Source organism: Acinetobacter sp. (assembly GCF_041919735.1).
GTDB lineage: Bacteria > Pseudomonadota > Gammaproteobacteria > Pseudomonadales > Moraxellaceae > Acinetobacter.
The window spans coordinates 52,679-68,351 of record NZ_JAYRTF010000003.1 but is presented as its reverse complement, the minus strand read 5'-3'; the positions used below and the strand labels follow the sequence as shown (position 1 = coordinate 68,351).

The following is a 15,673-nucleotide window of genomic DNA, read 5'->3' as shown; positions in this document are numbered from 1 at the left end:
TTTAATAGATTGACATATGATTGCGGTGAATCATCTCCAAAGAGCGCGCTTCGCCCAAGACCTGATGGACTTTGTCTGACGCCAAGCCTTTGACAATTTCCGCCGAGCGTGAACTGAAGTTGACACGGCCGACAGCTACGCGATGGCCTGCCGTATCAACACACTCCACCACATCACCGCGTTCAAAATGCCCTTCAACGGCTTTCACGCCCACAGGCAATAAGCTGCGGTGATTGTCACGGATGGCTTTCACCGCACCATCATCAATCACCAGACGGCCCGCGGTTTGCAAATGCGCCGCCAGCCATTGCTGATGCGCAGTCACGCGGTCATTATCGGTAATGAATAATGTTCCCAGCAGCTCACCAGCCATCACCCGTGACAGCACATTATCGCTGTCGCCGCTGGCGATCACAGTTGGACAGCCTGATTTTGCCGCCAAGCGCGCTGCACGCACTTTGGTCAGCATGCCGCCGCGGCCGAATTTACCGCCGCCGCCAGCCATATCAAACAGTGTCTCATCCATGGCACGCACGGTATGGAACAGTTTTGCGTTTGGATTCGAACGCGGATCAGAATCGAACATGCCTTCCTGATCAGTTAAAATCACCAGCAAGTCTGCATGCACCTGACCTGCCACCATGGCCGCCAAAGTGTCATTATCGCCGAAACGGATTTCATCGGTAGACACTGTGTCGTTTTCATTGATCACAGGAATCACGCGCCAATCAATCAGATGCTGCAAAGCATCGCATGAATTGAGGTAACGGCGGCGGTCTGCAAGGTCATCATGGGTCAGCAAAACTTGGGCTGTGCGGATAGAACGCTGTTCCAATACGCTCGACCAAGTATGGATGAGCCCCATCTGGCCAATGGCCGCACAAGCCTGCAGACTGGGTAGATCTGTGGGCCGGCTGTCTAATTGCATCCGAACCATACCTTCAGCCACAGCGCCGGAAGACACCAGAATGATCTCGTGCCCTGCATTATGCAGTTCTGCGATTTGCCCCGCCCAATGCGAGATCGCGTCCAGATCTAAACCTTTTCCGTTTGCTGTGAGTAAAGATGATCCGATTTTAACAACGATACGTTTACAGCCCTTGAGCTGTCGCTGACCATCTACCACTTCTATCATCTTGTCCTCAGACTTGTTTGCTTTGACTCTTCTTCAGCGATTAACGTACGTAGTACGATTCTGCTTCATCTTCACCATCTTCGTCGTCATCTTCGTCATCACCGATTAGGCCTTCAAGACGCTGCTGACGGCGTAAAGCGCGGTATGCTTCTTTCGCTGCGATGGTTTGTTCACGTGTTTCAACTTCAAGCTGATCACGGAATGCTTTCATTTCCGCTGCGTATTCTGGATCTTCAGCTTCACGCTCACGCTGTTCTTCGATTTGATCCATCAAGTAATACACAACGTCTTTGGTGCCTTCCGACATCAAGCCAGATGTTTTGAATACTGGGCCTTTCCAGTCCAGCTCTTCCAGAATATGGTCACACCATTCATCACAGCTTTCATCCGGCAATTGATCCAGCTTGTTCAATACCAGAACGATCGGCAGCTTAGACAAAGTTGGAGAGAATTTTTCCAATTCGCCCAAAATAGCTTTGGCATTATATGCAGGGTCTGAACCGTCAATCGGCTGCACATCTACAATGTGAAGCAAAATGCGGGTACGCGCCAAGTGTTTCAGGAAGCGGATCCCTAAACCTGCGCCTTCAGCCGCGCCTTCAATTAAGCCTGGAATATCCGCCATCACAAATGAACGGTGACGGTCCGCATCCACCACGCCAAGGTTCGGCACCATGGTGGTAAATGGATAATCTGCGACTTTTGGCTTAGCCGCCGATACTGCGCGGATAAAGGTTGACTTGCCAGCATTTGGCATGCCCAGCAAGCCCACATCTGCCAAAACTTTCAATTCAAGGCGGATTTCACGGTATTCGCCTTTAATGCCGTGCGTACATTGACGCGGGCTGCGGTTGGTTGACGATTTAAAATGAGTGTTGCCCAAACCGCCGTCACCGCCTTTGGCAACCAATACTTTTTGACCGTCTTCGACTAAGTCGCCAATAATGTCGCCTGATTCTGTATCAACGATGGTGGTTCCTACTGGAACTTTCAGAATGGTAGTTTCACCACCGCGGCCAGCACAGTTTGCGCCTGCACCATTTTTACCGCGCTCAGCACGGAATCTACGGGTATAACGATAATCTACAAGTGTACTGGTGTCGTCGTCAGCTTGAATATAAACACTGCCGCCACGGCCACCGTCACCGCCATCTGGACCGCCAAATGGCACGAATTTTTCACGGCGAAAACTGGCCACGCCATTGCCACCGTCGCCAGCCTCTACGGTAATGACTGCTTCATCAACAAAGCGCATCTTGCCAATCCTCTAAAAACTTTAAAACCGCCTATTCTGCCATATTTTAAAGAATTTCTCGAATAGATTTATTCAGCATTTTTCCAGTATTTAGCATTTTCACCTGTCTTTTCACTGCTTTGTCCCGCTAAAAATGATTCTGCGGTTCTGCTGCTGCGCAAATTTATGATTTCGGCCGATCGGCCATAGTGTTTTTGAATCATGCCATCGTTTTTTCTTATTTCTGTTTCCAGCAGTGCAAAGCTATAGTTCGAGGCACAATGTTCATATGGATATGTTCATGCCTCCGCAGCAGCCTCACGCCAATCCCCCATTAAATCCGCAATTTGTTTTACTGATGGCGCTGGCCTGCGGGCTCTGTGCAGGTTCGGCCTATTTTAACCAGCCGCTGATTTACTCCATTCAAAAAAGTTTAAGCATCACGGCAGATCAAGCCGGCTTGGCGGTGGTTTTAGCGCAAGCCGGCTATGGTTTGGGCCTGATGCTGCTGGTGCCTTTGGGGGATTTGCTGAATAAGCGCAAACTGATTGTCAGCCTGATGATTTTTGCCGCGCTGTCGCAAATTTTGCTGTCTTTCAGTCAAAATATCATTTGGCTTTATGCCTTTACCATGTGCGCGACCTTCGGCGCCATTTCCGCGCAAATCTTGATTCCCTTTGCCTCCAGCATCAGCCCTGCATCACAAAGCGCTGCCATTGTCGGCAAGCTGATGAGCGGCCTGGTCCTCGGCATTATTTTATCGCGCACGTTTGCAGGCTTGGTTTCAACACTATGGTCATGGCACTGGGTTTATTTCAGCAGCGGAATCGCAACTTTAATGTTTGCCCTGCTGATGTGGAAAAAACTGCCGCCTACGCAGCCTAATCCGCAGCTGACAGTCTGGAAAACCTACCGATCCTTGCTGCAATTGGCGCGTACAGAACCGCACCTCATCCGCAGGGCATGCGCAGGCGCGTTTGGCTTCGCTATTTTGTCGATGATTTTTACCTCTATGACTTTTGTCTTGGCCAATCCGCCTTACCGTTTCAGTGATTTTGAAATCGGCTTGTTTGGCTTATTGGGCGTGATCGGCATCTATTCATCCAGCTGGTCTGGAAAAAAGGCCGGCTTAGGCAAAGAAAATAAAGTGGCCTTGACCTGCATCAGCCTGCTGCTGCTGTCCTGCATTCCGCTGGCCTTTGCGCAGCAGAATATTGTGCTGTATGCCTGCGGCGTGCTAATGAGCTACTTTGGCTTAACCGCATTTCATGTGCTGAACCAAAATTTGGTTTACCGCATTAACCCTGCTGCGCGTTCGCGCATCAATGCCGTCTATATGACCATCTACTTTTCGGGAGCAGCCTTGGGCTCACTGACAGCAGTTTATGCCTGGCAACATTGGGGCTGGCTGGGCTGCGTCAGCTTTGCCTTAGGCTATGCGCTGGCGATTTTTGCCATCGACCGTTTTGACTTTAAGGCAATGCAAAAAACTGCATCATCTGCATAAAGCCTTTATGCCGTTTTGACTTTATTTTCGACAATTTCCGGCAGGCAGGTTTCAATCCAGTCAATCAAATAGATGATTTTTTCCGCCGCCTGCGAACCGGTAATGGTCAGCTGATATTCCACTTTTGGCGGCACCACCGGATAGACCGTGCGCAGAATAAAACCATCCTGCTCCAGCGTTCTCAGCGTCTGCGCCAGCATTTTTTCACTGATTCCTTCAATGCGCTGCTTTAATTCACTGAAACGGTGCACCCCATCCCTGAGACAGCGCAAAACCAGCACCGACCATTTGCTGGTAATGTGCTCCAAAATTTCCCGTGAAGGGCAATTGGCAGATAAAACTTGACCTAATAATTTACTTGGAGCGTATGTGCTCATCAATTCTCTCCAATGCGTAATAAACTTACTTTTTGGTATGTACTTTCAATAAGTAAGTTAACAGAATAAGATAACCCCATCAAGTACATTTTATAGACAAGTCTAATCCACATATTCAGAGGTCCGATCATGAAAATTGCAATCACAGGCGCAACCGGCCAACTAGGACAACTCGTCATTCAAGCGCTGTTAAAAGAAGTCCCCGCTTCACACATTATCGCCTTGGTGCGCAATGAAGCCAAAGCCGCAACACTGAAACAGCAAGGCGTAGAATTGCGCCGCTTTGATTATGATGCGCCGGAAACATTAGCCCCTGCCCTGCAAGGCATCGATAAGCTTCTGCTCATTTCCGCCAATGAGGTTGGACGCCGCACGCCGCAGCATCAAGCCGTCATTGAAGCAGCTCAACAGGCGGGCGTGCCTTATATCGCTTATACCAGCCTATTGCATGCAGACCATTCACCGCTTGGCCTAGCGCAAGAACACCGTGAAACCGAAGCGCTGATCAAAAACAGCGGCCTGGCCTATACCTTTTTGCGCAACAACTGGTATAGCGATAATTATTTAGCCGATGTGCAGCAGATTGCTGAATCCGGTGTACTGTACGGCGCAGCGCAAGACGGTAAAATCAGCTCAGCTTCCCGTAAAGACTACGCGGAAGCCGCAGCCAAAGTTTTGGCGGCGTCCGGCCATGAAAACAAAACTTATGAATTGGCTGGTTCCGCAAGTTTTACCAGGGCAGATTTAGCGCAAACCATTGCAAATGTTTCAGGTAAAGCTGTGCATTATCAAAATCTATCCGCTGCAGAATACACGCAAGGACTGTTACAGGCGGGCTTACCGCAAGGTCTGGTAGAGGTCATTGTCGATGCCGATGTGCAAACCGCCAAAGGCGCAATGTACAGCACCGACAAAACCCTTGAACAGCTGATTGGCCATCCAAGCACCTCAATTCAAGAGGCTGTCAAAGCCGCGCTGCAAAACTAAGCCAAACTAAAAAGCCCGATTCATCGATCGGGCTTTTTTTAAGCGGCTTCAGATGAATGCTTCGCTGAACTTAAGGGCGCAGGCTGTTCAGCGGCAGATCCATATTCATGTTGAGATTGGCTTTGGTATTGCGTTCCGCGTTGTACATTGTGGCATTGAAACTGGCGATTTTACGCATGGTCATCGGGTCATTGAGCTTCAGCTGCGGCGCAAATTGATGCACCACATGCAGCCCCACCATTTCATCAAACTGAAAATACACGGGGCCATTAAAATGAATTCGAACGGGAAGATGATAAGTGTGCTTTAAATGAAACGGCACATCCAGCTGAATGGGAATATCCATTTTTAACGGCTGTTCCGGCACCAGTTTATTTTTAACCACCAAATCCGTTGTGGCCTCTAAAGGCATGGTCTGATTAATTTTAATTTTGGTCAGATAATCAATATTCACAGCAATAGGCACTTCAACGCTGAATTGCAGATTCGCCAAATATTTTCCTTTTAAAGGCAATTGCAGCTGGCGGTCCAAGTCAATGTGAGTATCTAAAGTGCCAATGGACTGGGTTTGCAGATAATTGCCCACAGAAATTTTGGTCGGCAATGAATGCGACAGCTGAATATCAGCATGATTCGCGCGCACCTGCATTGACGCATACATATTTAAATACAGCCAAAACAGCACCGCCACCAAAAGCACCGCAGCAATAAAACTGAGGATCATCCGCTTAGGTGACTCAAATATCCACATAGCTTACTCCTGAGCCGCAGCATCAGGCTGTGCTTGAGCTTGTTTCAAACGCATGGTTTTCAGCGGGATCACCAGCTCGCCTTTTTGAATCTTTACCGGCAAGGTGTTTTGCACATCCACCGTGGCTTTTAATGCCGTTTTAATGGGCACATTCAAATTGCCTTCAATTGGAATATTGGTTTTTAAGGTGGCATTCAGCGGAATATGCAGATTTTCTTTCAACACGGTTTTGACTGGCGCATCAAATTTCAAATGGACTTTCTGCTCAAGCGGCACATCAATATGCACAGGAATATCCAGCTGAATCGGGATATTGCCTTTCAGCGGCAAAGTCACATCCTGCCCTAAAACCTTGACCTGAACTTGAGTGTCTACCGGTAAGCTTTGATTCACTTTTAAGGTTTCACGCACAGGAATCGTGGTTTTGATCGGCACTTGGTTATCGAAATACACCCGTGGCGTGAGCGTCTGCGTCAAAGGAATATTTAAATTTTCATGGATGGGAATTTCCGCATTCACCCGGCCTGTGACATCGACATCCAGCGCATCATGAATTTTCACTTCCGCTTGCAGCGGTTCCTGCAGGTCAATATTGACGCTTTGATTTTCAAGCGGAATGTAAATATTAAAATGTTTAAACACCCAAATGGCGATGAGCACGCCACAGAGCGCAGCAAACACAATAAATGCCAGTCCACTGAGCATGTGCTTTACTTGCAACTTCAATCCTTTTGCTTTTTTATTTATACGCCTTATCGTGCCTTAAAAATAAAACTCAGTTTGCAATTTTTTGTAGTTTTTATTGATAAATTTCATTAGTTTAATGATAAAAATATAAATATTTTCCATATTGTAACAGAGTCTGGATACAGACACAGTGGCTGAATGCCGGCAGATGCCTGCTGCTTTTGATCAATCCGAATTGCAGCCTCCCCAACTGATGTTCAGGCGGCTTTTCACACCCTGCACCATAAAGATAAGCATAAAAAAAAGGACCTCAAATGAGGCCCTTCTTTTTACTTAAAAGAATTAAGCATTCTTTTCAGCAGGAATTTTTGGATAGCTTACGCCGCCCATTTGTTCAGCAATGCGCAGCACTTGGCAGCTGTAGCCGACTTCGTTGTCATACCAAACATAAGCTGTTAAACGGTTGCCTGAAGTGATTGTTGCTTGCGCATCAAATACACCTGCAGTGCGCGAACCGATAAAGTCAGACGATACAACTTCAGTTGAGTTTGTATAGCCGATTTGACCTTGAAGGTTAGAGCTGATAGAAATTTGACGGATGTATTCGTTCACTTCTTCACGGTCAACTTCTTTATCCAGCGTCAAGTTCAGGATTGCAAGAGAAACGTTTGGTGTAGGAACGCGTACAGAGTTGCCTGTCAATTTGCCTTGAAGCGCTGGAAGCGCTTTTGCAACTGCTTTCGCTGCGCCAGTTTCAGTGATCACCATGTTTAATGTTGCTGCACGGCCGCGGCGGTCAGCTTTATGGTAATTGTCGATCAAGTTCTGGTCGTTTGTGAACGAGTGAACTGTTTCAACGTGGCCATTGATCACTGTGTACTTGTCATTCAACACTTTCAGTGTCGGTGTAATCGCGTTGGTTGTGCAGCTTGCAGCAGAAATGATGGTATCTTCATCAAGAATGTCTGCTTGGTTCACGCCAAATACAACGTTCTTCATGTCACCTTTGCCAGGTGCAGTCAAGATTACGCGGGCAGCGCCTGGGCATTTCAGGTGCTGAGCAAGGCCTTCAGCATCACGCCATTTACCAGTGTTGTCGATCACAAGCGCATTTTCGATGCCATAAGCAGTGTAATCCACTTCAGATGGGTTAGACGCATAGATCACTTTGATGAATTGACCGTTGGCAATGATTGCTTCGTTTTCTTCATCTACAGAAATAGTGCCTGAGAATGGGCCATGGATAGAGTCACGGCGCAATAAAGACGCGCGTTTTTCCAAATCGCCATCAGAAGATTTACGCACAACAATTGCTTTCAGGTTCAAGCCGCGGCCTAAACCAGATTGACCGATCATCAGGCGCGCTAAAATGCGGCCGATGCGGCCAAAACCGTAAAGAACAACGTCACGGCCTTCAACAGAAGTCGCGCGGCCTTCAACAGATTTCACTTCATTTGCAACAAATGCGTCAACATCCCCGCCTTGCTCTTTAAAAGCAACAGCCAATTTGCCAAGATCAATTTCGGCTGTACCGATATTTTCGATTTTCGCTAAAGCTTCAAGGATTGGGAATGTGTGAACAACTGAAAGCTCAACGTCCATCATACGGGTGAAACGGTGCGCTTTTAAAATCTGGATCACTGAACGGTTAACTAAAGAACGTCCGAATACTGAAACAACAATATTTTTTTCACGGTACAGCTGACCGATCAAAGCGATCATTTGTTCCGCGATTTCTTCACGGTTTTTCCAGCGACCTTGGTGCTCTGCATGTAGGGCGATAATAGTCTCTTTGCTCACAGATACGTCCTCTAATTAATTGTATATCTAGGCATAAAATTCAAAACCCGACAATTGTAATGGAATTATCCTCAAGATAGAATCCAAAAGCAGATTTTGAAGCCACTATTTTCCTATATATTCACTATAAATTAAGAAAATAGTTGTAATTATTATTATGATTTTGCTTTTAAAAAGATTTTTATCATCAATTTAAAAGATTTTTTATATTTTTGTTTATTTGCCTCTTTATCAAACAAACAGCTGCCGCTTTTAGATCATCTTCATGCCGAGCGCCTTGCTGCTGCCCTGCTTCAGCATGCTATTCACCCATCTCAGCAGCCCGCCATTGCTGTTTCCACAGGGCTTTCTGCGGCTGCCGCAACTCAGGCGCTTGATTGCCTTTGATCATTTTCTGCGGCCAGCCCGGTAGAAAAACCGCATGCCGTCATGCTCAATCATGGCCGAAAAATAAATGCTATCTTCAGCGGCTTAAATCACCTCGATTCAGAAATATTTATCAAATGCGGAACATTATTAACGCCCAGTCAAAATGACCACTCAAAATATCCAATCCAATGAATACTCGGCCAACTCAACTGGATTATTCATCAGCATAAACACGCACGCATAAAATCAAATGCTTGATTTATTCATCATCTAAACGCTTTGATAAATTAGCAGCATTCTGATCCAGCAATTTTGAATTGCGCTTTTGCTTGATCATATGGATGCAACCTTCAATGACCAGCAGCGCCACGGCCAGCCAGATTGGAATGTAGGTCAGCCATTCTGCCGCCTCGACCCGCTCACCCAGCATAATGGATGCGAACGCCAGCAAAACCGGTTCCAAATAGCTCAGCAGGCCAAAAATCACAAAAGGCAAATAGCGGCTGGCCAAAATATAGCTGCCTAAACCTAACGCGCTCAAAAAGCCCAGCCCGATGACGGCCCAAATTAAATGCGGAAAAGCCTGCATCAGCGTCAAACTGTCGCTATGCACAAATCCGAGGTAAAACGCTACAGGCAGGATCAGGAACAAATCCCACCAGAAACCGCCTAAATGGTCGGTTTTTAAGGTCCGGCGCATAAAGAAATACAGCGGATAAGCCAAGGCCACGTATATGGTTTCCCAGGCGATGCTGCCAATGCGCCACAGCTCATGCCCAACGCCCAGCACCGCAAAGATGACTGCAGTCAGCTGCCAACGGCTCAGCTTTTCTTTGTACAGCACACAGCCGACCAGCACCATCACCAACGGCAGCAAGAAGTAGCCTAAAGACACCTGCAAGCCGCGCCCGTTAATCGGCCCCCACAAAAACAGCCAGAGCTGCGTGGTGCAAAGCAGGGAGCTGAAAATCAGCCATGGCAGCATCCACGGTTCTTTTAAAATGCGCTTAAAGATCTCACTAATGTGCTTTAAGTCGCCAGACCACCACATAAATGCCGTTAAAAACGGCAAAGTCGCCAGCATGCGCCATGCAAAAGTTTCTTCGCTATCCAGAGGCTTGAGGAACTGCGTATAAAAATACAGCACACCAAAAGTGACTGATGCCAACACAGACAATGCAACGCCTTTAAACATCCCTCACCTCGATTTATATATGCGATCTCTGGCCTTAAAACCTGCTTTGCTTAAGCTTACTCTGCTTGAGTTTTCAAACCAATAAAGCGCCGCTTGAAGCGCAGGCATTCTAGCAAATAAAAAACCATGCACTAGCATGGTTTTTTGAATCATTATTAAAATAATGCTTATTGAGCAGTTTGCTTGGTATGAATAATATCTTTCAGATCATAACCGACAGATTTGGCGTACTCTAAATATTCATTAATCACGCTTGGATCGGGATGCGGCGTGCGCGACAAGACCCACATATAATTACGCCGAGGTTCACCCACAAGCACAGTTTGGTAGTGCTCATCAATTTTTAAAATCCAGTAATCCCCGCGCCCAGCAGGAATCCAGCGGATGGCTTCCGGTAAAAAACTGACTTTTAATTTGCTGTTAAAGGGCGCATTTTGCACAAAAGCCTCGCCTTGCGCCTCTGCCGCTTTGCCATTTTTCATGACGCAACGGTTATCAACCTGAATATTGCCATTTTCATTCAGTGTATATGTCGCCGTTACATCCCGATCGCACTTATTTTGAAAAGACATGGGCTTGCGGGCAACTTCGTACCAAACCCCCAAGTATTTATCCAGTTCAACTTTCTCGACTGCATGCAGCGGCTTGGTCTGCGCATAAGCCAAAGTCACTGCGCCCAGCCCAATTAAAATCGCGCCGCCGACGGCAATTTTTGCCAAGCTCAGCCCAGCTTTAGGAAGATGTTCGTTGATCATGAATAAATACCTTTACGCTTATGCTTTCACGTTTTAATCAATAGCCTGCCTTTAAAATACTGCGTAAAAATCAGCCTGACTGTCTATGTTATGTAATGATTTTCAATAAGTTTTGAAGTGCCGCCTAAACACCTTGCTCAATGGAGCATTTCTGCTTTCAAGCGTAAGATTTCATCCCGCAAACGCGCCGCCTGCTCAAACTGCAGCTCTTTCGAGGCTTTCAGCATTTCTTTTTCCAGCTTGCTGATATGTTTGGCAAAAAGTTTTGGATCTGACATCAGATGGCGTTCATCGGCACTGATCGCGCGCGCCTGATCAGAAATATTGGCTTCAATTTGCTCATCATTCAGCACTTCGCCATCATCCAAATCTTTCACCACCTGTCGCACGGCGCTGCGCGGCACAATGCCATGCAGTTCATTGAACTCCAGCTGCTTATTGCGGCGGCGCTCAGTTTCGTCAATGGCTTTTTGCATTGAATCGGTCATGCGGTCAGCATACAAAATGGCTTTACCATTTAAATTACGTGCTGCACGGCCAATAGTCTGAATCAGCGAACGCTCTGAACGTAAGAAGCCTTCTTTGTCGGCATCCAAAATAGCCACCAATGACACTTCTGGCATATCCAGACCTTCACGCAGCAGGTTAATACCCACAATGGCATCATAAATCCCTGAACGCAGTTCATGAATGATTTTGGTCCGTTCAACCGTATCAATATCCGAATGCAGATAAGCAACTTTGACACCATATTCTTTTAAATATGAAGTCAAATCTTCCGCCATGCGTTTGGTCAAAGTTGTCACCAATACACGTTCATTCAACTCTTTACGATTATTAATTTCCGACAATACATCATCGACTTGCGTCAGTACTGGACGGATTTCAATTTCAGGATCGACCAAACCTGTAGGACGCACCACCTGCTCAACAATCTGCTCAGATTTTTCCAGCTCATAACGCGCTGGTGTTGCGCTGACATAAATAGTCGCTGGAACAATCCGCTCCCACTCTTCAAATTTCATGGGACGGTTGTCTAAGGCGCTCGGCAAACGGAAGCCGTAATTCACCAAATTTTCTTTACGTGAACGGTCACCCTTATACATTGCGCCAATTTGCGGCACAGTTACATGCGATTCATCAATAATCAGCAAGGCATCATCTGGCACATAATCAAACAAAGTAGGCGGTGCTTCGCCAGAAGGCCGTCCAGATAAATGCCGTGAGTAGTTTTCAATACCGTTGGTATAGCCCAACTGCTGCATCATTTCCAAATCATAGCGGGTACGCTGTTCTATGCGCTGCGCTTCCAGCAGTTTATCGTTAGCACGGAAAAAACCCAAACGCTCTGTCAATTCTTCGCGAATTGTACCAATGGCACGGGTTAGATTGTCTTTAGGCGTTACATAATGGCTTTTTGGATAAATAGTGACACGCGGCACTTTACGCACCAATTTGCCCGTCAATGGATCAAACCAGCGGATCGAATCCACTTCATCATCAAACAGTTCTATACGAATTGCGTGCTGATCCGATTCGGCAGGGAAAATATCAATAATTTCACCACGGATACGATAGGTACCACGCAAGAATTCCAACTCATTACGCGTATATTGCATTTCGACCAAACGGCGGATGATGTCATCACGGACAATTCGATCCCCCTGCACAATGTGCAGCAGCATGCTCATATAGGCATTTGGGTCACCCAAGCCGTAAATTGCAGAAACAGATGCAACAATAATGGCGTCACGGCGCTCCAGCAGCGCACGCGTTGCAGACAGACGCATCTGGTCTATGTGATCATTAATTGACGAATCTTTTTCAATAAACGTATCTGAAGATGGCACATAGGCTTCAGGCTGGTAATAATCATAATAGCTGACGAAATATTCCACGGCGTTATTCGGGAAAAATGCTTTAAATTCGCCATACAGCTGTGCAGCTAAGGTTTTATTATGCGCCATCACAATGGTTGGGCGCTGTGTCTGTGCAATGACATTGGCCATGGTATAGGTCTTACCAGAGCCAGTAACCCCCAGCAGCAGCTGATCGTGATAGCCCTGTTCTACACCGCGCACCAATTTTTCAATGGCCTGCGGCTGGTCGCCCGCTGGCTGATAGTGGGTGACTAATTCGAAAGGCTGATGATCACTCATAAAACACTAGATCCAATGCACTGCTGAAAATACCAATATCAATTATGAGGGCTATTTGAGATTACTCAATAGTGAATTGACTTTCGAGCCAATTCAGCAGGCCGATTGCCTTAAAATTAAAGCAGATTTCTCTATTTAAATAACCTACTTCCCTATCTATTAAATACACGCTTTGACATACAGCCCTGCATGATCTGAAAAGTGCTGGCTAAATCTAAAATTTAATACATATTTTTCATAAAAGGATGGTGCATTTACCTTGACCCGCACGGCGTTCAGAGGCAACATGAAAACAATGGATTTTGACAGCAGCGCACAGCCTATGACCTACCGTTACCATGATGAAACTATCGTAAAAAGCTTACCTGAAGATACGATTTTTGTATTTGGCAGCAATATGGCAGGCACACATGCAGGCGGAGCAGCGAAAACCGCTCATCTGCATTTTGGCGCAATGAAAGGTGTTGGCCGCGGCTGGTCAGGTCAAAGTTTTGCGATACCCACCATGAATGAACATTTGCAGCAGATGCCGCTGTCGCAAATTCAGCACTATATTGATGATTTTAAAATCTACACCAAGAATCATCCCAAATCTAAATATTTTGTCACTTCTGTCGGCTGCGGCGTAGCAGGCTATAAAGTTGAAGAAATTGCTCCGATGTTCAAAGGCATTTCTCATAATGTTATTTTCCCAGCTTCGTTCCGCCCTTTTGTCGAAAAAGCATTGCCTAAACTGACCCATCATTTTCTGCATGCGCTGTTCAATGACGCCGTTATTTTTGCGGCCAATCCTGAAGAAGCGGCAGACGCACTGGCATTAAGCGACAACGAAAAAAGCGCGGCCAAAATTATTCTGAATACGCAAATCTACCCAACCGACAGCAATGGCCGTGACCGTATTTTTGAAATACAGGATATCCTGCATGTCTTGCAAGGCAAGGTTTTTGACTTCCAGCATACTGCTGATGACGCCTTGGTCTTTGGCGGCGCCATTCTCGCTTTGCTCGAACTTTACAGCATCAATGAAAAAGATTTTGCAGATGTTTGGCTGGGCCTGCGTGAAATCAGCCCGCCCAGAGCGGCCAGCAAATCGAAAAAATAACCGCTGATATAAGCTGTCAAATAAAAAGCCAATTTTTTAATTGGCTTTTTATGCATTTTTCATTCGCTTTTTTACGCATTTTCGGTTATTTTTCGAGACATTAATCACAGTAAATAAATAATATCTTGATTGATCAAGCTAAAATATTCCATTAGGCCTAAACATGACTCTGAATGATAATCCTATATTTCATATATCTCCGATTCCTTTATGGCTTGAAGACTTTAGCGAAATTAAACAGCAGCTGACGGCATGGCGTGAGCAAGGGATCACGGACTTGCGCCAATATCTCACGGCAAATATAGAAAAAGTTGCCGAAAGCGCTCGAAAAATTAAAATTCTGCAAGTCAATACGCATACGCTGGAATTATATGAAGCAGAAGATTTAGAGCATTTATGTGTAAATTTACCGCAAATTTTCCAGCAAGACATGCTGCAAACGCATATTGAAGAGCTGGTGCAGCTCTGGGAAGGGAAAACCCACTTTCTGAACACCTCTGTAAATTACACAATTTCCGGCACCCGTTTGGATATCCAGCTGCGCTGCAGCATTTTGCCTGATTACGAGCATGACTGGTCTAGAGTCCTGATCAGCACCGAGGATATTACCTCGTATCAAAATGCCCGCCGGCAGGAAGTGCAAAACCGGCAGATGGCGGAAGCGCGCTTTAATTACTCGCCCACTTCGCTTTGGGTCGAGGATTTCAGCGTTGTCAAAGCCAAGCTCGATCATTTGCGCGCTATTGGCATTGAAGACTTCACGACTTTTCTCGATGTGCATCCAGACTTTATTCAGCAGTGCATCAAAGAAATTATTATTACCGATGTCAATCAGGCAACCCTGAATCTGTTTGGCGCGCCAGATAAAAGCACGCTGCTGAAAAACATCCATAAAATTTTCAGCAATGAAATGCATCAAACCTTCCGCCATCAGCTACAAGATTTATGGAACGGTAAAATCCATCATCAGCACGAAGCTGTAAACTATGCTTTGGATGGCAGTATCCGCCATGTCATTCTGCAATTTACCATTTTCCCTGGCTATGAAGAGACGTGGAGCACCGTGCAGGTTGCCCTGGTGGATATTACCGCGCGGAAAAAAGCCGAAAATTATTTAGAATATTTGGGCAAGCACGATGTCTTAACCAAGCTGTATAACCGCACTTTCTATACGGAAGAAATCAACCGTCTGGAACGCAGCCGGCAGCGCCCTGTTTCATGTATTTTTATTGATTTAAACGGCTTAAAAGAAATCAATGATCATTTTGGCCACGATGCCGGTGACGAACAGCTGCGCCGCATGGGCAATATACTCAATCAATTGATCCAAAATACGCAGTATTCCGCCTCGCGGATTGGCGGTGATGAATTCGTCATCCTGCTGCCCGATGCCGATGAGGCCTCACTGCAGCACAGCATCAGCAGCCTGCAGGAACTGCTGCAGATTGACAATCAATATCACTCAACTCATCCCATCAGCCTGTCTATTGGCCATGCCTCAACACAGCCGGATGAGCGCATTGAAGATCTGTTAAAGCGCGCTGATGCACTGATGTATGAACAAAAGAAAAGATACTATGCCCATTGATGCAGGCTAGCCGAGCATAAAAAAACC

13 protein-coding genes are annotated in these 15,673 nt (G+C 46.3%); 4 read left to right on the top strand and 9 right to left on the bottom strand.

Annotated features, from left to right (window positions below):
* Position 1: 1 nt before the first annotated feature.
* Positions 2–1,135, bottom strand: a complete 1,134-nt coding sequence (gene proB, locus ACE3T3_RS02600; RefSeq protein WP_374663770.1) for a glutamate 5-kinase — start codon at positions 1,133–1,135, stop codon at positions 2–4.
* A gap of 40 nt (positions 1,136–1,175) precedes the next feature.
* Positions 1,176–2,390, bottom strand: a complete 1,215-nt coding sequence (gene cgtA, locus ACE3T3_RS02595; RefSeq protein ID WP_374663768.1) for an Obg family GTPase CgtA — start codon at positions 2,388–2,390, stop codon at positions 1,176–1,178.
* Positions 2,391–2,670: 280 nt separating this feature from the next.
* Between cgtA and ACE3T3_RS02590 the strand changes: the two genes are divergently transcribed.
* The gene (locus ACE3T3_RS02590) at positions 2,671–3,876 is read left to right on the top strand and encodes an MFS transporter (RefSeq protein WP_374663766.1); all 1,206 of its coding nucleotides are present in this window, start codon (positions 2,671–2,673) and stop codon (positions 3,874–3,876) included.
* A gap of 5 nt (positions 3,877–3,881) precedes the next feature.
* On the opposite strand, the gene ACE3T3_RS02585 is transcribed toward ACE3T3_RS02590, so the two are convergent.
* Complete coding sequence (locus ACE3T3_RS02585; protein ID WP_374663764.1) at positions 3,882–4,253, bottom strand: winged helix-turn-helix transcriptional regulator; 372 nt, start codon at positions 4,251–4,253, stop codon at positions 3,882–3,884.
* Between the two features lie 129 nt (positions 4,254–4,382).
* Between ACE3T3_RS02585 and ACE3T3_RS02580 the strand changes: the two genes are divergently transcribed.
* Positions 4,383–5,240 (top strand): SDR family oxidoreductase, encoded by an 858-nt coding sequence (locus ACE3T3_RS02580; protein ID WP_374663762.1) that lies wholly within the window; start codon positions 4,383–4,385, stop codon positions 5,238–5,240.
* A gap of 70 nt (positions 5,241–5,310) precedes the next feature.
* Here the strand turns inward: ACE3T3_RS02580 and ACE3T3_RS02575 are convergent, their stop codons facing one another.
* The 6 genes from ACE3T3_RS02575 to uvrB all read right to left on the bottom strand — a co-directional run bounded on the left by ACE3T3_RS02575 (position 5,311) and on the right by uvrB (position 12,956).
* Positions 5,311–5,991 (bottom strand): hypothetical protein, encoded by a 681-nt coding sequence (locus tag ACE3T3_RS02575; RefSeq protein WP_374663760.1) that lies wholly within the window; start codon positions 5,989–5,991, stop codon positions 5,311–5,313.
* 3 nt (positions 5,992–5,994) lie between these two features.
* A complete protein-coding gene (locus ACE3T3_RS02570; RefSeq protein WP_374663985.1) occupies positions 5,995–6,696 on the bottom strand; it encodes an MFS transporter in 702 nt (233 codons plus the stop codon).
* Positions 6,697–7,020: 324 nt separating this feature from the next.
* A complete protein-coding gene (locus ACE3T3_RS02565; RefSeq protein ID WP_374663758.1) occupies positions 7,021–8,478 on the bottom strand; it encodes a glyceraldehyde-3-phosphate dehydrogenase in 1,458 nt (485 codons plus the stop codon).
* A gap of 628 nt (positions 8,479–9,106) precedes the next feature.
* Positions 9,107–10,042 carry an EamA family transporter RarD gene (gene rarD / locus ACE3T3_RS02560; RefSeq protein WP_374663756.1) on the bottom strand — a complete coding sequence of 312 codons (936 nt, stop codon included), beginning with the start codon at positions 10,040–10,042 and terminating at the stop codon, positions 9,107–9,109.
* 167 nt (positions 10,043–10,209) lie between these two features.
* Positions 10,210–10,797: a lipocalin family protein gene (locus tag ACE3T3_RS02555; protein WP_374663754.1), complete on the bottom strand. Its 588-nt coding sequence runs from the start codon at positions 10,795–10,797 to the stop codon at positions 10,210–10,212.
* A gap of 137 nt (positions 10,798–10,934) precedes the next feature.
* Positions 10,935–12,956, bottom strand: coding sequence for an excinuclease ABC subunit UvrB (uvrB, locus tag ACE3T3_RS02550; RefSeq protein ID WP_374663752.1), 2,022 nt, complete (start codon positions 12,954–12,956; stop codon positions 10,935–10,937).
* Positions 12,957–13,278: 322 nt separating this feature from the next.
* Between uvrB and ACE3T3_RS02545 the strand changes: the two genes are divergently transcribed.
* Entirely contained in the window at positions 13,279–14,058 is a 780-nt protein-coding gene (locus ACE3T3_RS02545) for a hypothetical protein (protein WP_374663983.1), read from the top strand.
* Between the two features lie 163 nt (positions 14,059–14,221).
* Positions 14,222–15,646, top strand: a complete 1,425-nt coding sequence (locus tag ACE3T3_RS02540) for a diguanylate cyclase domain-containing protein (protein ID WP_374663750.1) — start codon at positions 14,222–14,224, stop codon at positions 15,644–15,646.
* Positions 15,647–15,673: the final 27 nt, after the last annotated feature.

Excerpts from the sequence above, each read along its gene's own strand:
- proB (WP_374663770.1), bottom strand. The coding sequence starts at position 1,135 with ATGATAGAAGTGGTAGATGGTCAGCGACAGCTCAAGGGCTGTAAACGT.
- cgtA (WP_374663768.1), bottom strand. The coding sequence starts at position 2,390 with ATGCGCTTTGTTGATGAAGCAGTCATTACCGTAGAGGCTGGCGACGGT.
- ACE3T3_RS02590 (WP_374663766.1), top strand. The coding sequence starts at position 2,671 with ATGCCTCCGCAGCAGCCTCACGCCAATCCCCCATTAAATCCGCAATTT.
- ACE3T3_RS02585 (WP_374663764.1), bottom strand. The coding sequence starts at position 4,253 with ATGAGCACATACGCTCCAAGTAAATTATTAGGTCAAGTTTTATCTGCC.
- ACE3T3_RS02580 (WP_374663762.1), top strand. The coding sequence starts at position 4,383 with ATGAAAATTGCAATCACAGGCGCAACCGGCCAACTAGGACAACTCGTC.
- ACE3T3_RS02575 (WP_374663760.1), bottom strand. The coding sequence starts at position 5,991 with ATGTGGATATTTGAGTCACCTAAGCGGATGATCCTCAGTTTTATTGCT.
- ACE3T3_RS02570 (WP_374663985.1), bottom strand. The coding sequence starts at position 6,696 with ATGCTCAGTGGACTGGCATTTATTGTGTTTGCTGCGCTCTGTGGCGTG.
- rarD (WP_374663756.1), bottom strand. The coding sequence starts at position 10,042 with ATGTTTAAAGGCGTTGCATTGTCTGTGTTGGCATCAGTCACTTTTGGT.
- ACE3T3_RS02555 (WP_374663754.1), bottom strand. The coding sequence starts at position 10,797 with ATGATCAACGAACATCTTCCTAAAGCTGGGCTGAGCTTGGCAAAAATT.
- uvrB (WP_374663752.1), bottom strand. The coding sequence starts at position 12,956 with ATGAGTGATCATCAGCCTTTCGAATTAGTCACCCACTATCAGCCAGCG.
- ACE3T3_RS02545 (WP_374663983.1), top strand. The coding sequence starts at position 13,279 with ATGACCTACCGTTACCATGATGAAACTATCGTAAAAAGCTTACCTGAA.
- ACE3T3_RS02540 (WP_374663750.1), top strand. The coding sequence starts at position 14,222 with ATGACTCTGAATGATAATCCTATATTTCATATATCTCCGATTCCTTTA.